Below are 18,814 nucleotides of genomic sequence, written 5' to 3' on the forward strand. Positions count from 1 at the left end.
AATGTTTTGTCGCGGAGCTCATGCCCTTTCTATCCGAGGGACGGTGGTGGCGTATATGGGGTTTTTCCTAAAGGAAGTGGGGCAAAATGGAATTCTAAGAGGTTGATCCAAATATTCTTTTTTTATAATTTCGGAGAGGGTTTATTGCGCTGTGGCCGGTTATGTATTAGCGCCGAAGTTTGACGGCCACGAAGCACCGGCAAGCCTTGGATTCAGGCCGCATCGTCCGCGTTAACATCTGTTTTCACCCGCCGGGGCGCCCTGTAACATTTAGCGGCGCATAATAGAATGCCTTCACTGCACCGATCGCTAGGTTTTCAGTGGTGTGGCATGTAGAATGCAGCGATTCAGGTGCAAGACGGCCTCACCCATTCACTGTCGCTTTAGGTCCATGCGGGTTTCTATAGGCGAGTAATTCAGAAATACCAAGGCAGAAAAACTTTTATAATGAAGCATATACGAAATTTCTCCATTATTGCCCATATTGACCACGGTAAGTCGACGCTGTCTGACCGCATTATCCAAATCTGCGGTGGCTTGACCGACCGTGAAATGGCTGCGCAGGTGCTCGATTCCATGGATCTGGAGCGCGAGCGCGGCATCACCATCAAGGCGCAGAGCGTGACGCTGGATTATAAAGCGCAGGATGGGCAGACCTATCAGCTTAACTTTATCGACACCCCAGGCCACGTTGACTTCTCCTATGAAGTTTCCCGCTCGCTGGCGGCCTGCGAAGGCGCGCTGCTGGTGGTGGACGCTGGCCAGGGCGTAGAAGCCCAGACGCTGGCCAACTGCTACACCGCGATCGAAATGGATCTGGAAGTGGTGCCGGTGTTGAACAAAATCGACCTGCCGGCCGCCGATCCGGATCGCGCCGCGCAGGAAATCGAAGACATCGTCGGCATCGACGCCACCGATGCCGTGCGCTGCTCGGCCAAAACCGGCGTCGGTGTGCCTGACGTGCTGGAGCGCCTGGTGCGCGACATTCCGCCGCCGCAGGGCGATCCGGATGCGCCGCTGCAGGCGCTGATCATCGACTCCTGGTTCGATAACTACCTGGGCGTCGTGTCGCTGGTGCGCGTCAAGAACGGCACGCTGCGCAAGGGCGACAAGATCAAGGTCATGAGCACCGGCCAGGTGTATAACGCCGATCGTTTGGGCATCTTCACGCCGAAGCAGGTCGATCGCGACGTGCTGAACTGCGGCGAAGTGGGCTGGCTGGTCTGTGCGATCAAAGACATCCTCGGCGCGCCGGTGGGCGATACCCTGACGCAGGCGCGTCAGCCGGCGGATAAAGCGTTGCCGGGCTTCAAGAAAGTGAAGCCGCAGGTGTACGCCGGTCTGTTCCCGATCAGCTCCGACGACTATGAATCTTTCCGCGATGCGCTGGGCAAGCTGAGCCTTAACGACGCCTCCCTGTTCTACGAACCGGAAAGCTCCACCGCGTTGGGCTTCGGCTTCCGCTGCGGCTTCCTCGGTCTGCTGCACATGGAGATCATTCAGGAGCGTCTGGAGCGTGAATACGATCTGGATCTGATCACCACCGCGCCGACGGTAGTCTATGAAGTGGAAACCACCGGCAAGGAAGTGATCTACGTCGACAGCCCATCCAAGCTGCCGCCGTTGAACAACATCCAGGAACTGCGCGAGCCGATCGCCGAATGTCACATGCTGATGCCGCAGGAATACCTGGGCAACGTCATCACCCTGTGCGTTGAGAAGCGCGGCGTGCAGACCAACATGGTCTACCACGGCAACCAGGTGGCGCTGACTTATGAAATCCCGATGGCGGAAGTGGTGCTCGACTTCTTCGACCGCCTGAAGTCCACGTCGCGCGGTTATGCGTCGCTGGATTACAACTTCAAGCGCTTCCAGGCCTCCGACATGGTGCGCGTGGACGTGCTGATCAACAACGAGCGCGTGGATGCGCTGGCGCTGATCACTCACCGCGACAACTCGCAGTACCGCGGCCGTGAATTGGTGGAGAAGATGAAAGATCTGATCCCGCGTCAGCAGTTCGACATCGCGATTCAGGCGGCGATCGGCACGCACATCATCGCGCGCTCCACCGTGAAGCAGCTGCGTAAAAACGTGCTGGCGAAATGCTACGGCGGTGACGTCAGCCGTAAGAAAAAGCTGCTGCAGAAGCAGAAAGACGGTAAGAAGCGCATGAAGCAGGTCGGCAACGTCGAGCTGCCGCAGGAAGCGTTCCTGGCCATTCTGCACGTCGGTAAAGACGGCAAGTAACCGCGACGAGTTCGCGAAACGAGGGAGTTTGCATGGCGAATATGTTTGCCCTGATCCTGGCGTTGGCCACCCTGGTCACCGGGATCATCTGGTGCTTCGAGCGCTTTAAATGGGCGCCGGCCCGCCGCGCGAAGATTGCGGCGGTCAACGAGCAGACCGCGGGCGCCGTAGACGATAAAACGCTGGCGAAAGTGGCGAAGCAGCCAGGCTGGGTGGAGACCGGCGCATCGGTCTTCCCGGTGTTGCTGCTGGTGTTTGTGGTGCGTTCGTTTATTTACGAACCGTTCCAGATCCCGTCCGGCTCAATGATGCCGACGCTGTTGATTGGCGATTTCATTCTGGTGGAGAAATATGCCTACGGCATTAAAGATCCGATTACCCAGACGACGCTCATTGAAACCGGCCATCCGAAGCGTGGTGATATTGCGGTATTTAAATATCCGCTGGATCCGAAACTGGATTATATCAAGCGCGTGATTGGCCTGCCGGGCGACCGTATTACTTACGATCCGGTGAATAAGCGCGTCACGGTGCAGCCGTCCTGCAACAGCGGGCAGTCCTGTGATACCGCGCTGGCCGTGACCTACGCCGATGCGCAGCCGAGCGACTTCGTGCAGCTGTTCAGCCGCAGCGGCATGGGCGAGGCCAGCAACGGCTTCTACCAGATCCCGCTGAACGATAGCGTGCCGTCGGGCGGCATTCGCATGCGTGAGCGCCAGGAAAGCCTCGGTAACGTCACGCACCGCATCCTGACCGTGCCGGACGCGCAGGATCGGGTGGGCGCTTACTACCAACAGCCGGGCAAACCGTTGGCGGAGTGGGTGGTGCCGGCCGGGCATTACTTCATGATGGGCGACAACCGTGACAACAGCGCGGACAGCCGTTACTGGGGCTTTGTGCCGGAGAAGAATCTGGTGGGCAAAGCCACGGCCATCTGGATGAGCTTTGAAAAACAGGAAGGCGAGTGGCCTACCGGCGTGCGTTTCAGCCGGATCGGCGGCATTCATTAATCGCTGATTTATTCCCTGTCAATTTCACGCCGCAGCCTACTGCGGCGTGAAAGATTAAGAGGATATAAACACAGCATTATGTTTCCACTCGTTGTAGAATACCTTCTCGAGCGATAAAAGTTGGCTCCTGCTGGGAGCCACTGCAAACGAAACAGCTTTGGATCGGCTTTCGGCGAAGCAGGCCTGTTCCGTGTGCTGCAAGTTTTTGACGCATTCTTGATCTATTGGTAACTCATGAACCCCATCGTAATAAACAGGCTGCAGCGGAAGCTGGGCTACACTTTTCAACAGCAGGAGCTTTTACTGCAGGCTTTGACTCACCGCAGCGCCAGCAGTAAACACAATGAACGTCTTGAGTTTCTGGGTGACTCGATTCTGAGCTTTGTCATCGCCAATGCGCTCTATCACCGTTTTCCTCGCGTAGACGAGGGCGACATGAGCCGCATGCGCGCCACGCTGGTGCGCGGCAACACGCTGGCGGAGATGGCGCGCGAGTTTGACCTGGGCGAATGTCTGCGGCTTGGGCCGGGCGAATTGAAAAGTGGTGGGTTCCGCCGCGAGTCAATCCTGGCGGATACGGTGGAGGCATTGATCGGCGGCGTGTTCCTGGACAGCGACATCCAGACCGTCGAGCGTCTGATTTTGGACTGGTATCGCAGCCGGTTGGACGAAATCAGCCCCGGTGATAAGCAGAAAGACCCGAAAACCCGTTTGCAGGAATTTTTGCAGGGGCGTCATCTGCCGTTGCCTTCTTATTTGGTGGTGCAGGTTCGCGGTGAAGCGCACGACCAGGAGTTTACCATCCACTGCCAGGTGAGTGGTTTGAGCGAGCCCGTGGTGGGCACCGGCTCGAGCCGCCGTAAAGCCGAGCAGGCGGCAGCGGAACAAGCGCTGAAAAAGCTGGAGCTTGAATGAGCGAAGTAAAACAACACTGCGGGTTTATCGCCATCGTCGGCCGCCCGAACGTGGGCAAATCGACGTTGCTGAACCAACTGCTGGGGCAGAAGGTTTCCATTACGTCGCGTAAGCCGCAGACGACCCGTCACCGCATCATGGGCATCGACACCGATGGCGCCTATCAGGCGATCTACGTCGATACCCCCGGGCTGCACATCGAAGAAAAACGCGCCATCAACCGTTTGATGAACCGTGCGGCCAGCAGCTCGATCGGCGACGTTGAGCTGGTGATCTTCGTGGTCGAAGGCACCAACTGGACCGCCGACGACGAAATGGTGGTCAACAAGCTGCGCAGCCTGCGTTGCCCGGTATTGCTGGCGATCAACAAGGTCGATAACGTTACCGACAAATCCAAGCTGTTGCCGCACATCGCGTTCCTCAGCCAGCAGATGAACTTCCTCGACGTGGTGCCTATCTCCGCCGAGAAAGGGATGAACGTCGACACCATCGCCGGCATCGTGCGCAAGCTGCTGCCGGAAGCGGAACACCACTTCCCGGAAGATTACATCACCGATCGCTCCCAGCGCTTTATGGCGTCCGAAATCATCCGCGAGAAGCTGATGCGTTTCCTGGGCGAAGAGCTGCCGTACTCGGTGACGGTGGAAATCGAACAGTTCGTGGCTAACGATCGCGGCGGCTACGATGTGCACGGCCTGATCCTGGTTGAGCGCGAAGGCCAGAAGAAAATGGTCATCGGCAACAAGGGCGCCAAGATCAAAACCATCGGCATCGAAGCGCGTCAGGACATGGAACAGATGTTCGACGCCAAAGTGCATCTCGAGCTGTGGGTGAAAGTGAAATCCGGTTGGGCGGACGACGAACGTGCGCTGCGCAGCCTGGGCTATGTTGACGATCTGAAGTAACGATCCGTGGACGGCTGGGAGCGCGCTTTCGTCCTGCATGGGCGGCCGTACAGTGAAACCAGTCTGATGCTGGATCTGTTTACCGAAGGTCATGGGCGGGTGCGCTTGCTGGCGAAAGGCGCGCGCAGCCGCCGCTCCAATCTGAAGGGTTGCCTGCAGCCCTTTACCCCCCTGTTAGTGCGCTGGGGCGGCCGTGGCGAAGTGAAAACGCTGCGCAACGCCGAAGCGGTCTCTCTCGGTTTACCCCTCAGCGGCATGATGCTTTACAGCGGCCTGTACGTGAACGAACTGCTGGCGCGCGTGCTGGAGCAGGAAACCAACTACTCGGTGCTGTTCTTCGACTACTTGCAATGCCTGCAGGCGCTGGCGGCGGAAGACAGTTCGCCGGAACAGGCGCTGCGCCAGTTTGAGCTGGCCTTGTTGCATCATCTCGGCTACGGCCTCGATTTTCTGCACTGCGCCGGCAGCGGCCTGCCGGTGGATGACGCCATGACCTACCGTTACCGCGAAGAGAAAGGCTTTATCGCCAGCCTGGTGGTGGATCACTACAGCTTCACCGGGCGTGAACTGCGCGCGCTGGCGGAGCGGCAGTTTCCCGATGCCGAGACGCTGCGCGCCGCCAAGCGTTTCACCCGCATGGCGCTGAAACCCTACCTCGGCGGCAAACCGTTGAAGAGCCGCGAACTGTTTCGCCAATTCGTGCGCAAACAGCCGAATACGCCGGTTGACGACGCCTGACCTTTTCCCCTTTTTCCGCCCTGCGCCCGCGTGTAAACTGCTGGCACTGAAAATCGTATTTAGAGGTTGTCATGGCTGATTTGCTGCTGGGCGTCAATATCGATCACATCGCCACGTTACGTAACGCGCGCGGAACCCAATACCCGGATCCGGTTCAGGCGGCATTCATTGCCGAACAGGCGGGGGCCGACGGCATTACCGTGCATCTGCGCGAAGATCGCCGCCACATCACCGACCGCGACGTGCGCTTGCTGCGCCAGACCATCCAGACGCGCATGAACCTGGAGATGGCGGTGACCGACGAGATGCTGGACATCGCCATTGAGCTGCAGCCGCATTTCTGCTGCCTGGTGCCGGAAAAACGCGAGGAAGTGACCACCGAAGGCGGCCTGGACGTCGCCGGCCAGCTGGACAAAATGAGCGTGGCGGTCGAGCGCCTGGCGCAGGCGGGCATTTTGGTCTCGCTGTTCATCGATCCCGATCATCGCCAGATCGACGCGGCGGTGGCGGTGGGCGCACCCTATATCGAAATCCACACCGGCGCCTACGCCGAAGCGCAGGACGAGCTGGCGGTACAGGCCGAGCTGCGCCGCATCGCGGTCGCCGCAGCCTACGCGGCCGAGAAGGGGCTGAAGGTCAACGCCGGCCACGGCCTGACCTACCACAACGTGCAGCCGATTGCCGCGCTGCCGGAAATGCACGAGCTGAACATCGGCCATGCGATTATCGGCCAGGCGGTGATGAGCGGTCTGCCGGCTGCGGTTGCCGACATGAAAGTGCTGATGCGGGAAGCGCGCCGGTAATGGCGGTGCTCGGGCTGGGTACCGACATCGTCGAGATGGCGCGTATCGAGGCGGTGGTGGAGCGCAGTGGCGATCGTCTGGCGCGCCGCGTGCTGAGCGACGCCGAGTGGGCGCTGTATCAGCAGCACCAGCAGCCGATTCGCTTTCTGGCCAAGCGTTTCGCGGTGAAAGAGGCCGCCGCCAAGGCGTTCGGCACCGGCATTCGCAACGGCCTGGCGTTCAACCAGTTCGAGGTGTTCAACGATGCGTTGGGCAAACCGAATATTCGTTTGCACGGCCGCGCCGCCGAGCTGGCGGGGGAGATGGGGGTCACCGCGATCCACGTTTCGCTGGCCGATGAAAGGCGCTATGCCTGCGCGACGGTGATCGTCGAAAGCTGAAAATAGAAAGGGCGCCCTGCGGCGCCCTTGTCAGTCCTGCGGCGGGTTAAATGCGATCGGCGTGGTGCAACACCACGAACTTGTCCCACAGCTGTTCGTTGGTCTCACGATGCTGCGGATCGGTGATAATGGTGTTGTCGATGGGGCAGACCTGCTGACAGGTTGGCGTATCGTAATGGCCAACGCACTCGGTGCAGCGATCGGTATCGATCTGGTAGATCTCATCGCCCATCGAAATTGCCTGGTTCGGGCATTCCGGCTCGCACATGTCGCAGTTGATGCATTTGCGTGTGATTAGCAGGGCCATGGCGTATCTCTCATTATTAACAGGGGTATTTTCGCAGCGGCAATTATACCGGTCAAACCAACTTTTTCATTAACTGTTCGCTGTGTTTGATGCGATCGCGGGCATGATCGAGGTCGTGCTGGATCAGCGCCATAAACAGCAGGTCGGTGAGGGCGAACTGGGCCGTGCTGGAGGAGATGGCCGCGCTGCGGGTGCGGGGCTCTTCGGCGATGGTATAGAGGCAGTGATCGGCGCGTTGCTGCAGGCCGTTGGGCGAGAAGCTGGTCAGCGCCAGCACCCTGGCGCCGGCCTGGCGCGCTTCTTCCGCCGCCAGATTGATTTCACGCCGCTCGCCGCTGAAGGAGATAGCCAGCAGCAGATCGCGTTTGTCCAGCGCCTGCACCGCCGCCAGTTGGACGTGCATATCCGCTTCGGCCACCGCCATCACGCCAATTTTCAGCAGCTTGAAGGAAAAATCCTTGGCCACCAGCCCGGAGGCGCCGATGCCGATCAGCATCACTCGGCGCGCCTGGCGCAGCATGTCCAGCGCCTGATGCAGCCGCTCTTCGCTGTTGATGTCCAGCGTCGCGCGCAGCGCCGCCTGCTTTTCCGCCAGCAGCTTTTCACCGACGATTTTCAGCGTATCGCTGCTGAGGATGTGGTTGTGAACGGTCACCACTGGCTCGGCCTGCGGTTGGGCTAGCGTTTCGCTCAGCGCCAGCTTCAGCGCTGGAAAGCCTTTATAGCCCAGCTTTTGGGCGAACTTCACCACGCTCGACTGGCTAACGCCGGCCAACTGAGCCAGTTTTTGCGAGCTGAGATGGCGCGCCTGCTCGGCGTTATTCAGCAGAAAGTCCGCCAGCTTGCGGTCGTTTTGCGCCAGTGTCGGATACATCTGGCGAATGCGCAGAAGGGTACTCATTGTTCTTTCCCTGGAAACCAGCGGCCATTTTGCCATGCAGAGGGCGAAAACGCGCGGTGAAAATTTTTGTGAGCTCACCGTTAAAATAGCAAATAGCGCTCGCTTTGTTGAATAAAATATTCAAATATTGATTTAATTATGTGAATTAAAAATTCAAAGGTGAACAGATGAACTTAGGCGCACTGGTATCGGAAACCCGCAACCCGGCCACCATGGGGCTGGATGAAATGTCGACGCTGGACATGGTTCGTTGCTTTAACCAGGAAGATCGCAAGGTGCCGGAGGCTATCGAAAAGGTGTTGCCGGCGATCGCGCAGGCGGTCGATTTGGCCGCGGCGGCGTTGAAGGCCGGCGGCCGGTTGATTTATTTGGGCGCCGGCACCAGTGGTCGCCTGGGCGTATTGGACGCTTCCGAGTGCCCGCCGACCTTCGGCGTGCCGCACGGCGTGGTGGTGGGGCTAATCGCCGGCGGGCCGGGCGCGCTGCTCAAAGCGGTGGAGGGGGCGGAAGATGACGAGGCCCTGGGTGAAGCCGATCTCCGGGCGCTGAACCTCACCGCCGTCGATATGGTGGTGGGGCTGGCGGCCTCGGGGCGCACGCCCTACGTGATCGGCGCACTGCGCTATGCGCGCGGGCTGGGCTGCCCGACGGCGGCCATCTCCTGCAACCCGGATTCGCCGATTGCGCACGAAGCACAGGTGGCGATTTCGCCGGTGGTGGGGCCGGAGGCGCTGACCGGCTCAACGCGCCTGAAATCCGGCACCGCGCAGAAACTGGTACTCAACATGCTGTCGACCGGTGCGATGGTCAAACTGGGCAAGGTCTACCAGAACCTGATGGTGGACGTGAAGGCCACCAACGTCAAACTGGTGGATCGCGCCTGCCGCATCGTGATGGAGGCCACCGGCGCCGAACGCGCTCAGGCGGAGGCGGCGCTGGCGCAGACCGGCTTTGAGGTCAAACCGGCGATCCTGATGATTTTAGCCGGCGTCAGCGCCGATGAGGCGCAGCAGCGGCTGCAGCGGCACGACGGCTACCTGCGCGCGGCGCTGGCGCGTTAATTCACGGTGGGGGCGGCGATGGACAAGACAACGGCATTGGCGACACAGCTCCTGGCGGGCGTGGGGGGCGAGGGCAATATCCTCAAACTGGAAAACTGCATGACGCGGGTGCGCGTCGAGGTCAGCGATGAGCAGCGGCTGGATCTGGCCGCCCTCAAGCAGCTGCCGGGGGTGAAGGGCTATATCAAGCAGGGTGAACAGCATCAGTTTATCGTCGGTCCGGGCGCCGCCGCCAAGGTGGTGGACGCCATGCGCGGGCTGTTGAGCGGTGATGCGCAGCCCGTTGCCGCCGTCGGTGACGCCGCCCGCACCAAGGCGCAGGCCAAGCAAAAATACGCTGCGCCGATGAGCGGCGCGCTGAAAAAGCTGGCCGACGTTTTTATTCCGCTGATCCCGGCGTTTATCGCCTCGGGGCTGATCACCGGCATCATCAACCTGCTGAAACGGCCCGACATCGCCGGCCAACTGGCGGTGGACTACCCGAACGTGCTGGGGCTGCTGGCGATCTTCGGCAGCGCGGTGTTCGCCATTATGAACATTCTGGTCGGGGTCAACGCCGCGCGGGTGTTTGGCGGTTCGCAGGCGATGGGCGGCGTGATGGCCGGCATTCTCTCCAGTCCGGCGCTGGCACAGATCACCCTGTTCGGCGAGGCGCTGCAGCCGGGGCGCGGCGGGGTGATCGCCGTATTGTTGGTGGTGGCGTTGATGTGCTGGGTGGAGAAGCGCCTGCGCACGCTGTTGCCGGAGTCGGTCGAACTGATCCTTAACCCATTGCTGACCACGCTGGTGACTGCCTCATTGGCGATCCTGATCCTGCAGCCGCTCGGGGGGGTTATTTCCGATGCCATCGCCCACGGCGCCAATCTGGCGATCGACAAGGGCGGGCTGCTGGTGGGGGCGCTGCTCTCCGGGCTGTTCCTGCCGCTGGTGCTCTCCGGCCTGCATCAGGGGCTGGTGCCGATCCACGTCGAGCTGGTGCAGGCGCACGGTTCCAACCCGCTGTTGCCGATCCTGGCGATGGCCGGCGTCGGTCAGGTGGGGGCGGCGCTGGCGGTGCTGCTGAAAACCCGCAACGCGCGGCTGAAGAAGGTGATCAAAGGGGCGTTGCCGGTCGGCATTCTCGGCATCGGCGAGCCGCTGATCTTCGGGGTGACGCTGCCGCTGGGCCGGCCGTTTATCGGCGCCTGCCTCGGCGGCGCGGTCGGCGGTGCGCTGATCAGCTACTGGAAGGTGGCGACGGTGATCACCTTCGGCATTTCGGGGCTGCCTTTGGCGTTGACCATCGTCTCAGGTAAGGTGATGTTGTATCTGGCGGGGATGCTGATTACGATTATCGCCGGTTTTCTCTTCACCTGGATGATGGGGTTCAACGATCCCGAGGAGTAGCGTTTGAGCGACAAGCAGCAACAACCGGCCGCAGCAGGGCGCCGCGTGGTGTTTTTCGATCTGGACGGCACCCTGCATCAGGAGGATATGTTCGGCAGTTTCTTGCGCTTCCTGCTGCGCCGCCTACCGCTGAACCTGCTGCTGGTGGTGCCGCTGCTGCTGCCGATCGGCCTGGCGCTGTTGCTGCTGGGGCGCGCTGCGCGCTGGCCGATGAGCCTGCTGCTGTGGGCTATCACTTTCGGGCGTTCCGAAGCGACGCTGAAGGCGCTGGAGCGGCAGTTTATCGAGGCCTTTCGCCAGAAGGTGACCGCGTTTCCGGTGGTGCAAATGCGGCTGCGGCAGTATCTGGAGGAGCACGATGCCGAGGTGTGGCTGATTACCGGCTCGCCGGAGCAACTGGTGGCGCAGGTGTATCGGGATTCGGCGTTTCTGCCGCGGGTGCGGTTGATCGGCAGCCGCATCACGCGCCGCTGCGGCGGATGGGTCTTGACCCTGCGCTGCCTGGGGGCGCAGAAAGTGGTGCAGCTGGAACAGCGGCTCGGCGCGCCGCTGCAGTTGTACAGCGGTTACAGCGACAGCAAGCAGGATAACCCGCTGCTGTTCTTTTGCGAGCACCGCTGGCGGGTGAGCAAGCAGGGCGAGCTGCAGCAGCTGGAATAAACCAAGGGCGGAGAATTCCGCCCTTGGTTGCTTTTATCGGTACCGCGATCAGTCGTCGCTCACGTCGTGCGGCTTGCGCCCCAGCTGCCAAATCTTCTCCGCATAATGCCCCAACGCCCACAGGCTCAGGCCGAGCAGCGCGAAGAAAATCGTTTTCGGCATGCTGTCCCAGAAAAACTCGAACAGGCGGGTATAGAGGTTGATGCCGAGGAAGGTCAGCCCGAAACCGCGCAGCATGGCGTCGTCATGCTTCAACCCCAGCCAGATGGCGGCGAGGGCGGCCAGCCCGAACAGCAGGCTCCAGTGGAACAGCTCAATCTGGCGCGCGCGGTACCAGCTGTCGAGATCGCCGTAGTTGCCGAAGATAGACAGCAGCCACAGCGCGATGAACAGGTACAGCAGGCCCATCGCCAGCGACACCCGCTGCAGGCCGCGCTGCGCCAAGAGCGGCCGCAGCAGCAATGCGGCGGCGATCAGCACCCCGCCGAAGGCGATAAAGCGAATCGGGTAGCTCATGCCGAGCCAGTAGGCGCCCCAGCCGGACAGGTAGCCGGTCTCGGCGCCGAAGGCATTGCCGAGCGACAGCAGGGCGAACCACCATACCAGCCCGGAGCGGCTGAACCAGCCGATCGCGCCGTACAGCAGCGCGGCGACCAGCAGCAGTACGGAAACCCGCCCGCTGCCGTTATCCAGCCAGACGCCCAGTTGCCATAAGGCGCAGGCGGTGAGCAACACGGCGACAAACAATGCCGCCTCGTTGCCGTAACGTTTTTCCGGGTGCCGTTGGCGGCGGCGCAGCGCCCAGACATAGGCCAGCGCCGCCAGTACGCCGGCGATCGCCATGCGCACCGGCGCGTCGAAGCGGAACAGTTCGCTCAGCCATTCAAGCAGTGCGCTGTCGGCGAACAGGCTGGTGACGGCGATCAGCAACGAGGCCAGCGCGGCGAGAAACGCATAGCGCGCCAGCCGCCGCCAGTCGAAAGGTTGCACGTCCACATGCTGCAGCAGTTGCTGCCGTTGTTCGGGCGTCATGGTGCCTTCCCCAACCCAGCCGTCCAGCGCCTTGCGCACCACGACGGCGTTCTTTTTACTGAGTTTCATGCTTCTTGTCCCTGAATCACATGCCGATTCGGCCAGTATAGCCATTGGCGGGCGGCTACGACAAAGGAGGGCTAGTGTGTATAATGCCCGCCGCAAAAGCGCACGAGGAATTATGCGATGACTGAATATAACGATGAGTACTGGATGCGTCAGGCATTGCAGCTGGCCCTGCGCGCGCAGGAAGAGGGCGAGGTGCCGGTGGGTGCGCTGCTGGTGCTGGACAATCAGGTCATCGGCGAGGGCTGGAACCGGCCGATCGGCCGCCACGATCCTACCGCACACGCCGAGATCATGGCGCTGCGCCAGGGCGGCGCGGTGCTGCAAAACTATCGCCTGCTGAACGCCACGCTGTACGTCACGCTGGAGCCCTGCGTGATGTGCGCCGGCGCGATGGTGCACAGCCGCATCCGCCGGTTGGTGTACGGCGCCGCCGACGAGAAAACCGGCGCGGCCGGCTCGCTGGTGGACATTCTGCGCCATCCGGGCATGAACCATCAGGTGGAGATCGTCTCGGGCGTGCTGGCGGACGAATGCGCCGCCACCCTGAGCAATTTCTTCCGCCTGCGCCGCGAACAGAAAAAAGCGCTCAGGCTGGCGCAGCGGGCGGCGGATAAGCCGGAATAATCAGTAGTTGAGCGCCAGTTCCGGCATCACCGTCGGATAGCCTTTCCCCAACGCTTCCTGCTCGGCGGCCGCCTGCGCCGCCTTTCTCTCTTTTTCCTGCAGATAGCCCACCAGGCTGACCTGGTAGCGGCGGATGTTTTCTACATAGTTGTAGGCTTCACGCCCGCGCGCATAGCCATAGGTCAGCTGCGGGTAGTAGCGCTTTTGGCTGAGCATCGGCAGGCGCTGCTTGACGTCGACCCAGCTGTCCGGGTTGCCTTTTTGCGTCTTGGTCAGCTTGCGCGCGTCCAGCATATGGCCCCAACCCATGTTGTAGGCCGCCAGCGAGAACCAGATGCGTTCGTCTTCCGGCACGCTGTCCGGCACCTTGGCCATCAGCCGCTGCAGGTACAGGGCGCCGCCCTGAATGCTCTCTTCCGGATCGAGGCGATCGTTGACCCCCAGGCCGTCGGCGGTGGCGCGGGTCAGCATCATCAGGCCGCGCACGCCGGTGGGGGAGGTGGCCTGCGGATTCCAGTGCGATTCCTGATAGGCGATGGCCGCCAGCAGCTTCCAGTCGATCTCGTTGGCGTGCTTCTCGAACAGCGGGCGGAAGTTGGGCAGCACCGAATCGATGGCCGACAGGAAGGTTTTGGTGTCCACATAGTCGAAGCTGCCGACGTGGCCGAGGTATTTCTCTTCCAGCCGCGCCAGGGTGCCGTCGTCCACCATCTGGCTGTAGAAGTCCAGCATCGCCGCGTACAGGCTGTCGTCGCCGTCGCGTTTCAGGTACCAGGTGACCGGTTCTTCGTCGGTGACGTCGAACGCCACCGCCAGCTGCGGATGGATGCGCTGCAGCAGCGCGATGGTCACCGAATCGCCGAGGGTGTAATCCAGCTTGCCGTCGGCCACCCGTTCCAGCAGCTCTTTGGAGGTGAGATCGCTGGAGGACTCCCAGGCGAGATCCGGGTATTTATCCTGCTTGAGCTGTTTTAGCGTGCTGACGTGCGCGGAACCGGAGGCGACCGCCAGCTTGCCTTTGATGTCGGCGAAGCTTTTCGGCCGCGGGTTGCCCAGCCGGTACACCAGCTGTTGGGAAACGGAGTAGTAGGCCGGGCCGGTGCGCGCGCGGCTGAGGCGCTCCTGGTTGTAGATCAGGCCCGCCGCCAGCAGGTCGGCGTCGTCGTCGTCCAGATCGTCGAACAGGTCATTGATGTTCTGATGGGGGATCACCACCAGCTTCACCCCGAGGTAGTTGGCGAAGCGCTTGGCCAGTTCGTAGTCGAGCCCACCCGGCCCTTGCTTGGTGTTGAAATAGGTCAGCGGTGAATTCAGCGTGCTGATACGCAACTCGCCGCGGGAAATGATCTCCTGGAGTTGCCCGCCCTGGCCGCTGCGCCAGGTGATGTTGGGCCACAGCGCGAGAGCCAGAAGCAGAGTGACAACGCCGATGAGGATGTAGTTTATTTTAAGACGTTTCAAATAGTTATCCAGTGGTGGCACAGGTACGCCGGCGACGACAACCGCGACTTTTCTCATGGTTAAATCACCAGTGCGGGGGCATTTTGCGCAACAAAACGCCAGTGTGCAACTTTATTGACACGTTATGACAATTCGACGGTGCGGCATGCTTTTATCAATAATCCCTACGCAAACGGTTTCGTCGGCGCCGAGGATTCTCTATAATGACGCGCGTTTTCCCCTGTTGCGCCCAATGAAGCGTCTTATCCGTCGCTTCGAAGACGAGAGAACTTTGATTATGGAAATTCTGCGTGGTTCGCCCGCTTTATCGGCTTTTCGCATTACCAAACTGCTGTCCCGCTGCCAGGACGCTCACCTGCCCGTCAGTGATATCTACGCCGAGTACGTCCACTTTGCCGATGTCAGCGCACCGCTAAGTGCCGAAGAACACGCCAAGCTTCAGCGTCTGCTCAAGTACGGTCCTTCTCTCGCCGAACACGCTCCTGAAGGCCGGCTGCTGCTGGTTACGCCGCGTCCGGGCACCATTTCTCCCTGGTCTTCCAAAGCCACCGACATCGCCCACAACTGCGGTCTGCAACAGGTGCTGCGGCTGGAGCGCGGTCTGGCGTTCTACGTCAAGGCGCCTGAACTGACGGAAGCCCAGTGGCGGCAGCTCGCCGCGCTGTTGCACGATCGCATGATGGAAACCGTCTTCAGCGAGCTGCAACAGGCCGAACAGCTGTTCGCGCACCATCAGCCGGCGCCGTATCAGTCGGTCGACGTGCTGGGCGCAGGGCGCGCCGCGCTGGAGCAAGCCAACGTCCGGCTCGGCCTGGCGCTGGCGCAGGACGAGATCGACTACCTGCTGAATGCCTTTACCGGTTTGGGGCGCAACCCGACGGATATCGAACTCTATATGTTCGCGCAGGCCAACTCTGAGCACTGCCGCCACAAGATTTTCAACGCCGACTGGATCATCGACGGCGAGCAGCAGCCTAAATCGCTGTTCAAGATGATCAAAAACACCTATGAGCAGACGCCGGACTACGTGCTGTCGGCGTATAAAGACAACGCCGCCGTGATGGAAGGTTCGCAGGTCGGCCGCTTCTTCGCCGCGCCGGAGAACGGCACGTACGATTACCATCAGGAAGACGCGCACATCCTGATGAAGGTGGAAACTCACAACCACCCGACGGCGATTTCGCCGTGGCCGGGCGCCGCGACCGGCTCCGGCGGCGAGATCCGCGACGAGGGCGCCACCGGCCGCGGCGCCAAGCCGAAGGCCGGCCTGGTGGGCTTCTCGGTGTCCAACCTGCGCATTCCCGGCTTTGAACAGCCGTGGGAGCAGGACTTCGGCAAACCGGAACGCATCGTCACCGCACTGGACATCATGACCGAAGGCCCGCTGGGCGGCGCGGCGTTCAACAACGAATTCGGTCGCCCGGCGCTGCTGGGCTACTTCCGCACCTATGAAGAGCGCGTCAACAGCCATAACGGCGTCGAGCTGCGCGGCTACCACAAACCGATCATGCTGGCGGGCGGCATCGGCAACATCCGCGCCGATCACGTGCAGAAAGGGGAAATCACCGTCGGCGCCAAGCTGGTGGTGCTGGGCGGCCCGGCGATGAATATCGGCCTGGGCGGCGGCGCGGCGTCCTCGATGGCGTCCGGCCAGTCCGATGCCGATCTGGACTTCGCTTCGGTGCAGCGCGACAACCCGGAAATGGAACGCCGCTGTCAGGAAGTGATCGACCGCTGCTGGCAGCTGGGCGACCAGAACCCGATCCTGTTTATCCATGACGTCGGCGCCGGCGGCCTGTCCAACGCCATGCCGGAGCTGGTGAGCGACGGCGGCCGCGGTGGGCGCTTCGAGCTGCGCGATATCCTCAACGACGAGCCGGGCATGAGCCCGCTGGAAGTGTGGTGCAACGAATCGCAGGAACGTTACGTGATGGCGATCGCCCCGGCGCAGATGGCGCAGTTCGACGAGATCTGCCGCCGCGAGCGCGCACCTTATGCGGTGATCGGCGAAGCGACCGAAGAACAGCACCTGACGTTGAACGACCGTCACTTCGACAACCAGCCGATCGACATGCCGCTGGACGTGCTGCTCGGCAAGACGCCGAAAATGACCCGCGACGTTACCCGTCTGCAGGCGAGTGGCCAGCCGGTGCAGCGTGAGAACATCACGCTGGCCGACGCGGTGAAACGCGTGCTGCATCTGCCGGCCGTTGCAGAGAAAACCTTCCTGATCACCATCGGCGATCGCACCGTTACCGGCATGGTGGCGCGTGACCAGATGGTCGGCCCGTGGCAGATACCGGTTGCCGACTGCGCGGTCACCACCGCCAGCCTGGACAGCTACTACGGCGAGGCGATGTCGCTCGGCGAACGTGCGCCGGTGGCGCTGCTGGACTTCGCCGCCTCCGGCCGCCTGGCGGTCGGGGAAGCGCTGACCAACCTGGCTGCCACCGAGATCGGCAGCCTGAAGCGCGTGAAGCTGTCCGCCAACTGGATGGCCGCCGCCGGCCACCCGGGCGAAGACGCCGGGCTGTACGAAGCGGTGAAAGCGGTGGGCGAAGAGCTGTGCCCGGCGCTGGGCATCACCATTCCGGTGGGCAAAGACTCCATGTCGATGAAAACCCGCTGGCAGGAAGGCGACGAACAGCGCGAAATGACCTCGCCGCTGTCGCTGGTCATCACCGCCTTCGCCCGCGTGGAAGACGTGCGCCACACCGTGACGCCGCAATTGCGCACCGATAAGGGCGACAGCGCGCTGCTGTTGATCGATCTGGGCAACGGCCATAACGCGCTGGGCGCTACCGCGCTGGCGCAGGTTTATCGCCAACTGGGCGACAAACCGGCCGATGTGCGCGATGTCGCGCAGCTGGCGGGCTTCTTCAACGCCATGCAGCAGCTGGTGGCCGATCGCGCGCTGCTGGCTTATCACGACCGCGCCGACGGCGGCCTGCTGGTGACGCTGGCGGAGATGGCCTTTGCCGGTCACTGCGGCGTAGAGGTTAACCTCGATGGCCTCGGCGACGATGCGCTGGCGGTGCTGTTCAACGAAGAGCTGGGCGCGGTGATCCAGGTGAGCGCCGAACGTCTCGACGAGGTGAAGCAGGCGTTCGCTCAGCATGGGCTGACCGACAACGTGCATCAGATCGGCAGCGCGCAGGCCGGCGATCGTTTCGTCATCAACCAACATGGCAAGGCGTTGTACAGCGAAAGCCGCAATACGCTGCGCACCTGGTGGGCGGAAACCACCTGGCAGATGCAGCGCCTGCGCGACAACCCGGCGTGCGCCGATCAGGAACATCAGGCCAAGCAGGATGAACAAGATCCCGGCCTGAACGTGAAGCTGACCTTCGCACCCGAGGAAGACATCGCTGCGCCGTACATCGCCAAGGGCGCTCGCCCGAAAGTGGCGGTGCTGCGCGAGCAGGGGGTGAACTCCCACGTTGAAATGGCGGCGGCGTTCCACCGCGCCGGCTTTGACGCCGTGGACGTGCACATGAGCGATCTGCTGGCCGGGCGCCGCGATCTGCAGGACTTCCACACGCTGGTGGCCTGCGGCGGCTTCTCTTACGGCGACGTCCTGGGCGCCGGCGAAGGCTGGGCGAAGTCTATCCTGTTCAACGAGCGGGTGCGCGACGAGTTTGAAGCGTTCTTCCACCGTCCGCAGACGCTGGCGCTGGGCGTGTGCAACGGCTGCCAGATGATGTCCAACCTGCGTGAGCTGATCCCGGGCGCCGAACACTGGCCGCGCTTCGTGCGCAACCTGTCGGATCGCTTCGAGGCGCGTTTCAGCCTGGTGGAAGTGGCGGCCAGCCCGTCGCTGTTCATGCAGGGCATGACCGGCTCGCGCATGCCGATCGCCGTTTCCCACGGTGAAGGGCACGTCGAAGTGCGCGATGCGGCGCATTTGGCGGCGTTGGAAAGCCACGGCCTGGTGGCGCTGCGTTTCGTCAACAACGCCGGTCAGGTGACGGAAGCTTATCCGGCCAACCCGAACGGCTCGCCGAACGGCATTACCGCCGTGACCAGCGCCAGCGGGCGCGCCACGGTGATGATGCCGCACCCGGAGCGCGTGTTCCGCACCGTCAGCAACTCCTGGCACCCGGAAGAGTGGGGCGAGGACAGCCCGTGGATGCGTATGTTCCGCAACGCCCGTAAGCAGCTGGGCTAAAAACGGCCACCACCGTACAGAGGGCGCAAGCAATTGCGCCCTTTTTTATGGCCGGCGTTCGCCGTCTGGCGGCAGTGTCTGCATTTTGCGACAAGCGCTATTTTCCCTGTCGCCAAATGGAGACGTTTAACTTATTGATTTTATTGT

At 61.8% G+C, this 18,814-nt stretch carries 16 protein-coding genes; 12 read left to right on the forward strand and 4 right to left on the reverse strand.

The genetic code is table 11. The annotated features are described in order from the left end of the window. The first annotated feature begins 447 nt into the window (after positions 1 to 447). The 7 genes from lepA (at position 448) to acpS (ending at position 6,998) form a co-directional block, all read left to right on the forward strand. Positions 448 to 2,247, forward strand: a complete 1,800-nt coding sequence (gene lepA, locus ACMGF7_RS13340; protein ID WP_004929150.1) for a translation elongation factor 4 — start codon at positions 448 to 450, stop codon at positions 2,245 to 2,247. Positions 2,248 to 2,279: 32 nt separating this feature from the next. Next, complete coding sequence (gene lepB / locus ACMGF7_RS13345; protein WP_160125873.1) at positions 2,280 to 3,257, forward strand: signal peptidase I; 978 nt, start codon at positions 2,280 to 2,282, stop codon at positions 3,255 to 3,257. 234 nt (positions 3,258 to 3,491) lie between these two features. Then, a complete protein-coding gene (gene rnc, locus ACMGF7_RS13350) occupies positions 3,492 to 4,172 on the forward strand; it encodes a ribonuclease III (RefSeq protein ID WP_004929158.1) in 681 nt (226 codons plus the stop codon). Beyond that, positions 4,169 to 5,077: a GTPase Era gene (era, locus tag ACMGF7_RS13355; RefSeq protein ID WP_004929162.1), complete on the forward strand. Its 909-nt coding sequence runs from the start codon at positions 4,169 to 4,171 to the stop codon at positions 5,075 to 5,077. The genes rnc and era overlap by 4 nt, the downstream gene beginning before the upstream one ends. A 6-nt stretch (positions 5,078 to 5,083) precedes the next feature. After that, complete coding sequence (recO, locus tag ACMGF7_RS13360; protein WP_004929165.1) at positions 5,084 to 5,815, forward strand: DNA repair protein RecO; 732 nt, start codon at positions 5,084 to 5,086, stop codon at positions 5,813 to 5,815. Between the two features lie 71 nt (positions 5,816 to 5,886). Then, positions 5,887 to 6,618, forward strand: coding sequence for a pyridoxine 5'-phosphate synthase (gene pdxJ, locus ACMGF7_RS13365; RefSeq protein WP_420286472.1), 732 nt, complete (start codon positions 5,887 to 5,889; stop codon positions 6,616 to 6,618). Further along, the gene (gene acpS, locus ACMGF7_RS13370) at positions 6,618 to 6,998 is read left to right on the forward strand and encodes a holo-ACP synthase (protein ID WP_004929169.1); all 381 of its coding nucleotides are present in this window, start codon (positions 6,618 to 6,620) and stop codon (positions 6,996 to 6,998) included. Before pdxJ ends, acpS begins: the two co-directional genes overlap by 1 nt. A 46-nt stretch (positions 6,999 to 7,044) precedes the next feature. Here acpS and ACMGF7_RS13375 read toward each other — a convergent pair whose 3' ends face one another. Together ACMGF7_RS13375 and ACMGF7_RS13380 are read right to left on the reverse strand one after the other, a co-directional pair. Next, a complete protein-coding gene (locus ACMGF7_RS13375; protein WP_033632309.1) occupies positions 7,045 to 7,305 on the reverse strand; it encodes a YfhL family 4Fe-4S dicluster ferredoxin in 261 nt (86 codons plus the stop codon). A 52-nt stretch (positions 7,306 to 7,357) separates the two neighbouring features. Next, on the reverse strand, positions 7,358 to 8,206 hold the full coding sequence (locus ACMGF7_RS13380; protein WP_164095095.1) for a MurR/RpiR family transcriptional regulator: 849 nt from the start codon (positions 8,204 to 8,206) through the stop codon (positions 7,358 to 7,360). 167 nt (positions 8,207 to 8,373) lie between these two features. On the opposite strand from ACMGF7_RS13380, the gene murQ reads away from it, so the two are divergent. The 3 genes from murQ to yfhb are packed head-to-tail and all read left to right on the forward strand — an operon-like array spanning position 8,374 to position 11,313. After that, the gene (murQ, locus tag ACMGF7_RS13385; RefSeq protein ID WP_164123730.1) at positions 8,374 to 9,267 is read left to right on the forward strand and encodes an N-acetylmuramic acid 6-phosphate etherase; all 894 of its coding nucleotides are present in this window, start codon (positions 8,374 to 8,376) and stop codon (positions 9,265 to 9,267) included. An 18-nt stretch (positions 9,268 to 9,285) separates the two neighbouring features. Next, the gene (locus ACMGF7_RS13390) at positions 9,286 to 10,653 is read left to right on the forward strand and encodes a PTS transporter subunit EIIC (RefSeq protein ID WP_049242195.1); all 1,368 of its coding nucleotides are present in this window, start codon (positions 9,286 to 9,288) and stop codon (positions 10,651 to 10,653) included. Positions 10,654 to 10,656: 3 nt separating this feature from the next. Further along, positions 10,657 to 11,313 (forward strand): phosphatidylglycerophosphatase C, encoded by a 657-nt coding sequence (gene yfhb, locus ACMGF7_RS13395; RefSeq protein WP_197799216.1) that lies wholly within the window; start codon positions 10,657 to 10,659, stop codon positions 11,311 to 11,313. Positions 11,314 to 11,361: 48 nt separating this feature from the next. Here the strand turns inward: yfhb and ACMGF7_RS13400 are convergent, their stop codons facing one another. Then, positions 11,362 to 12,414 (reverse strand): DUF2157 domain-containing protein, encoded by a 1,053-nt coding sequence (locus ACMGF7_RS13400; RefSeq protein ID WP_420286473.1) that lies wholly within the window; start codon positions 12,412 to 12,414, stop codon positions 11,362 to 11,364. Between the two features lie 117 nt (positions 12,415 to 12,531). Between ACMGF7_RS13400 and tadA the strand changes: the two genes are divergently transcribed. Next, positions 12,532 to 13,038 (forward strand): tRNA adenosine(34) deaminase TadA, encoded by a 507-nt coding sequence (gene tadA / locus ACMGF7_RS13405; RefSeq protein WP_015378796.1) that lies wholly within the window; start codon positions 12,532 to 12,534, stop codon positions 13,036 to 13,038. On the opposite strand, the gene mltF is transcribed toward tadA, so the two are convergent. Further along, entirely contained in the window at positions 13,039 to 14,499 is a 1,461-nt protein-coding gene (gene mltF, locus ACMGF7_RS13410) for a membrane-bound lytic murein transglycosylase MltF (protein ID WP_049242188.1), read from the reverse strand. A gap of 277 nt (positions 14,500 to 14,776) precedes the next feature. Here mltF and purL point away from each other — a divergent pair, with 277 nt between their 5' ends. After that, positions 14,777 to 18,667, forward strand: a complete 3,891-nt coding sequence (gene purL / locus ACMGF7_RS13415) for a phosphoribosylformylglycinamidine synthase (RefSeq protein ID WP_197763922.1) — start codon at positions 14,777 to 14,779, stop codon at positions 18,665 to 18,667. Positions 18,668 to 18,814: the final 147 nt, after the last annotated feature.

This window comes from Serratia sp. BNK-17, from assembly GCF_048684935.1.
Classification (GTDB): Bacteria; Pseudomonadota; Gammaproteobacteria; order Enterobacterales; family Enterobacteriaceae; genus Serratia; species Serratia nematodiphila.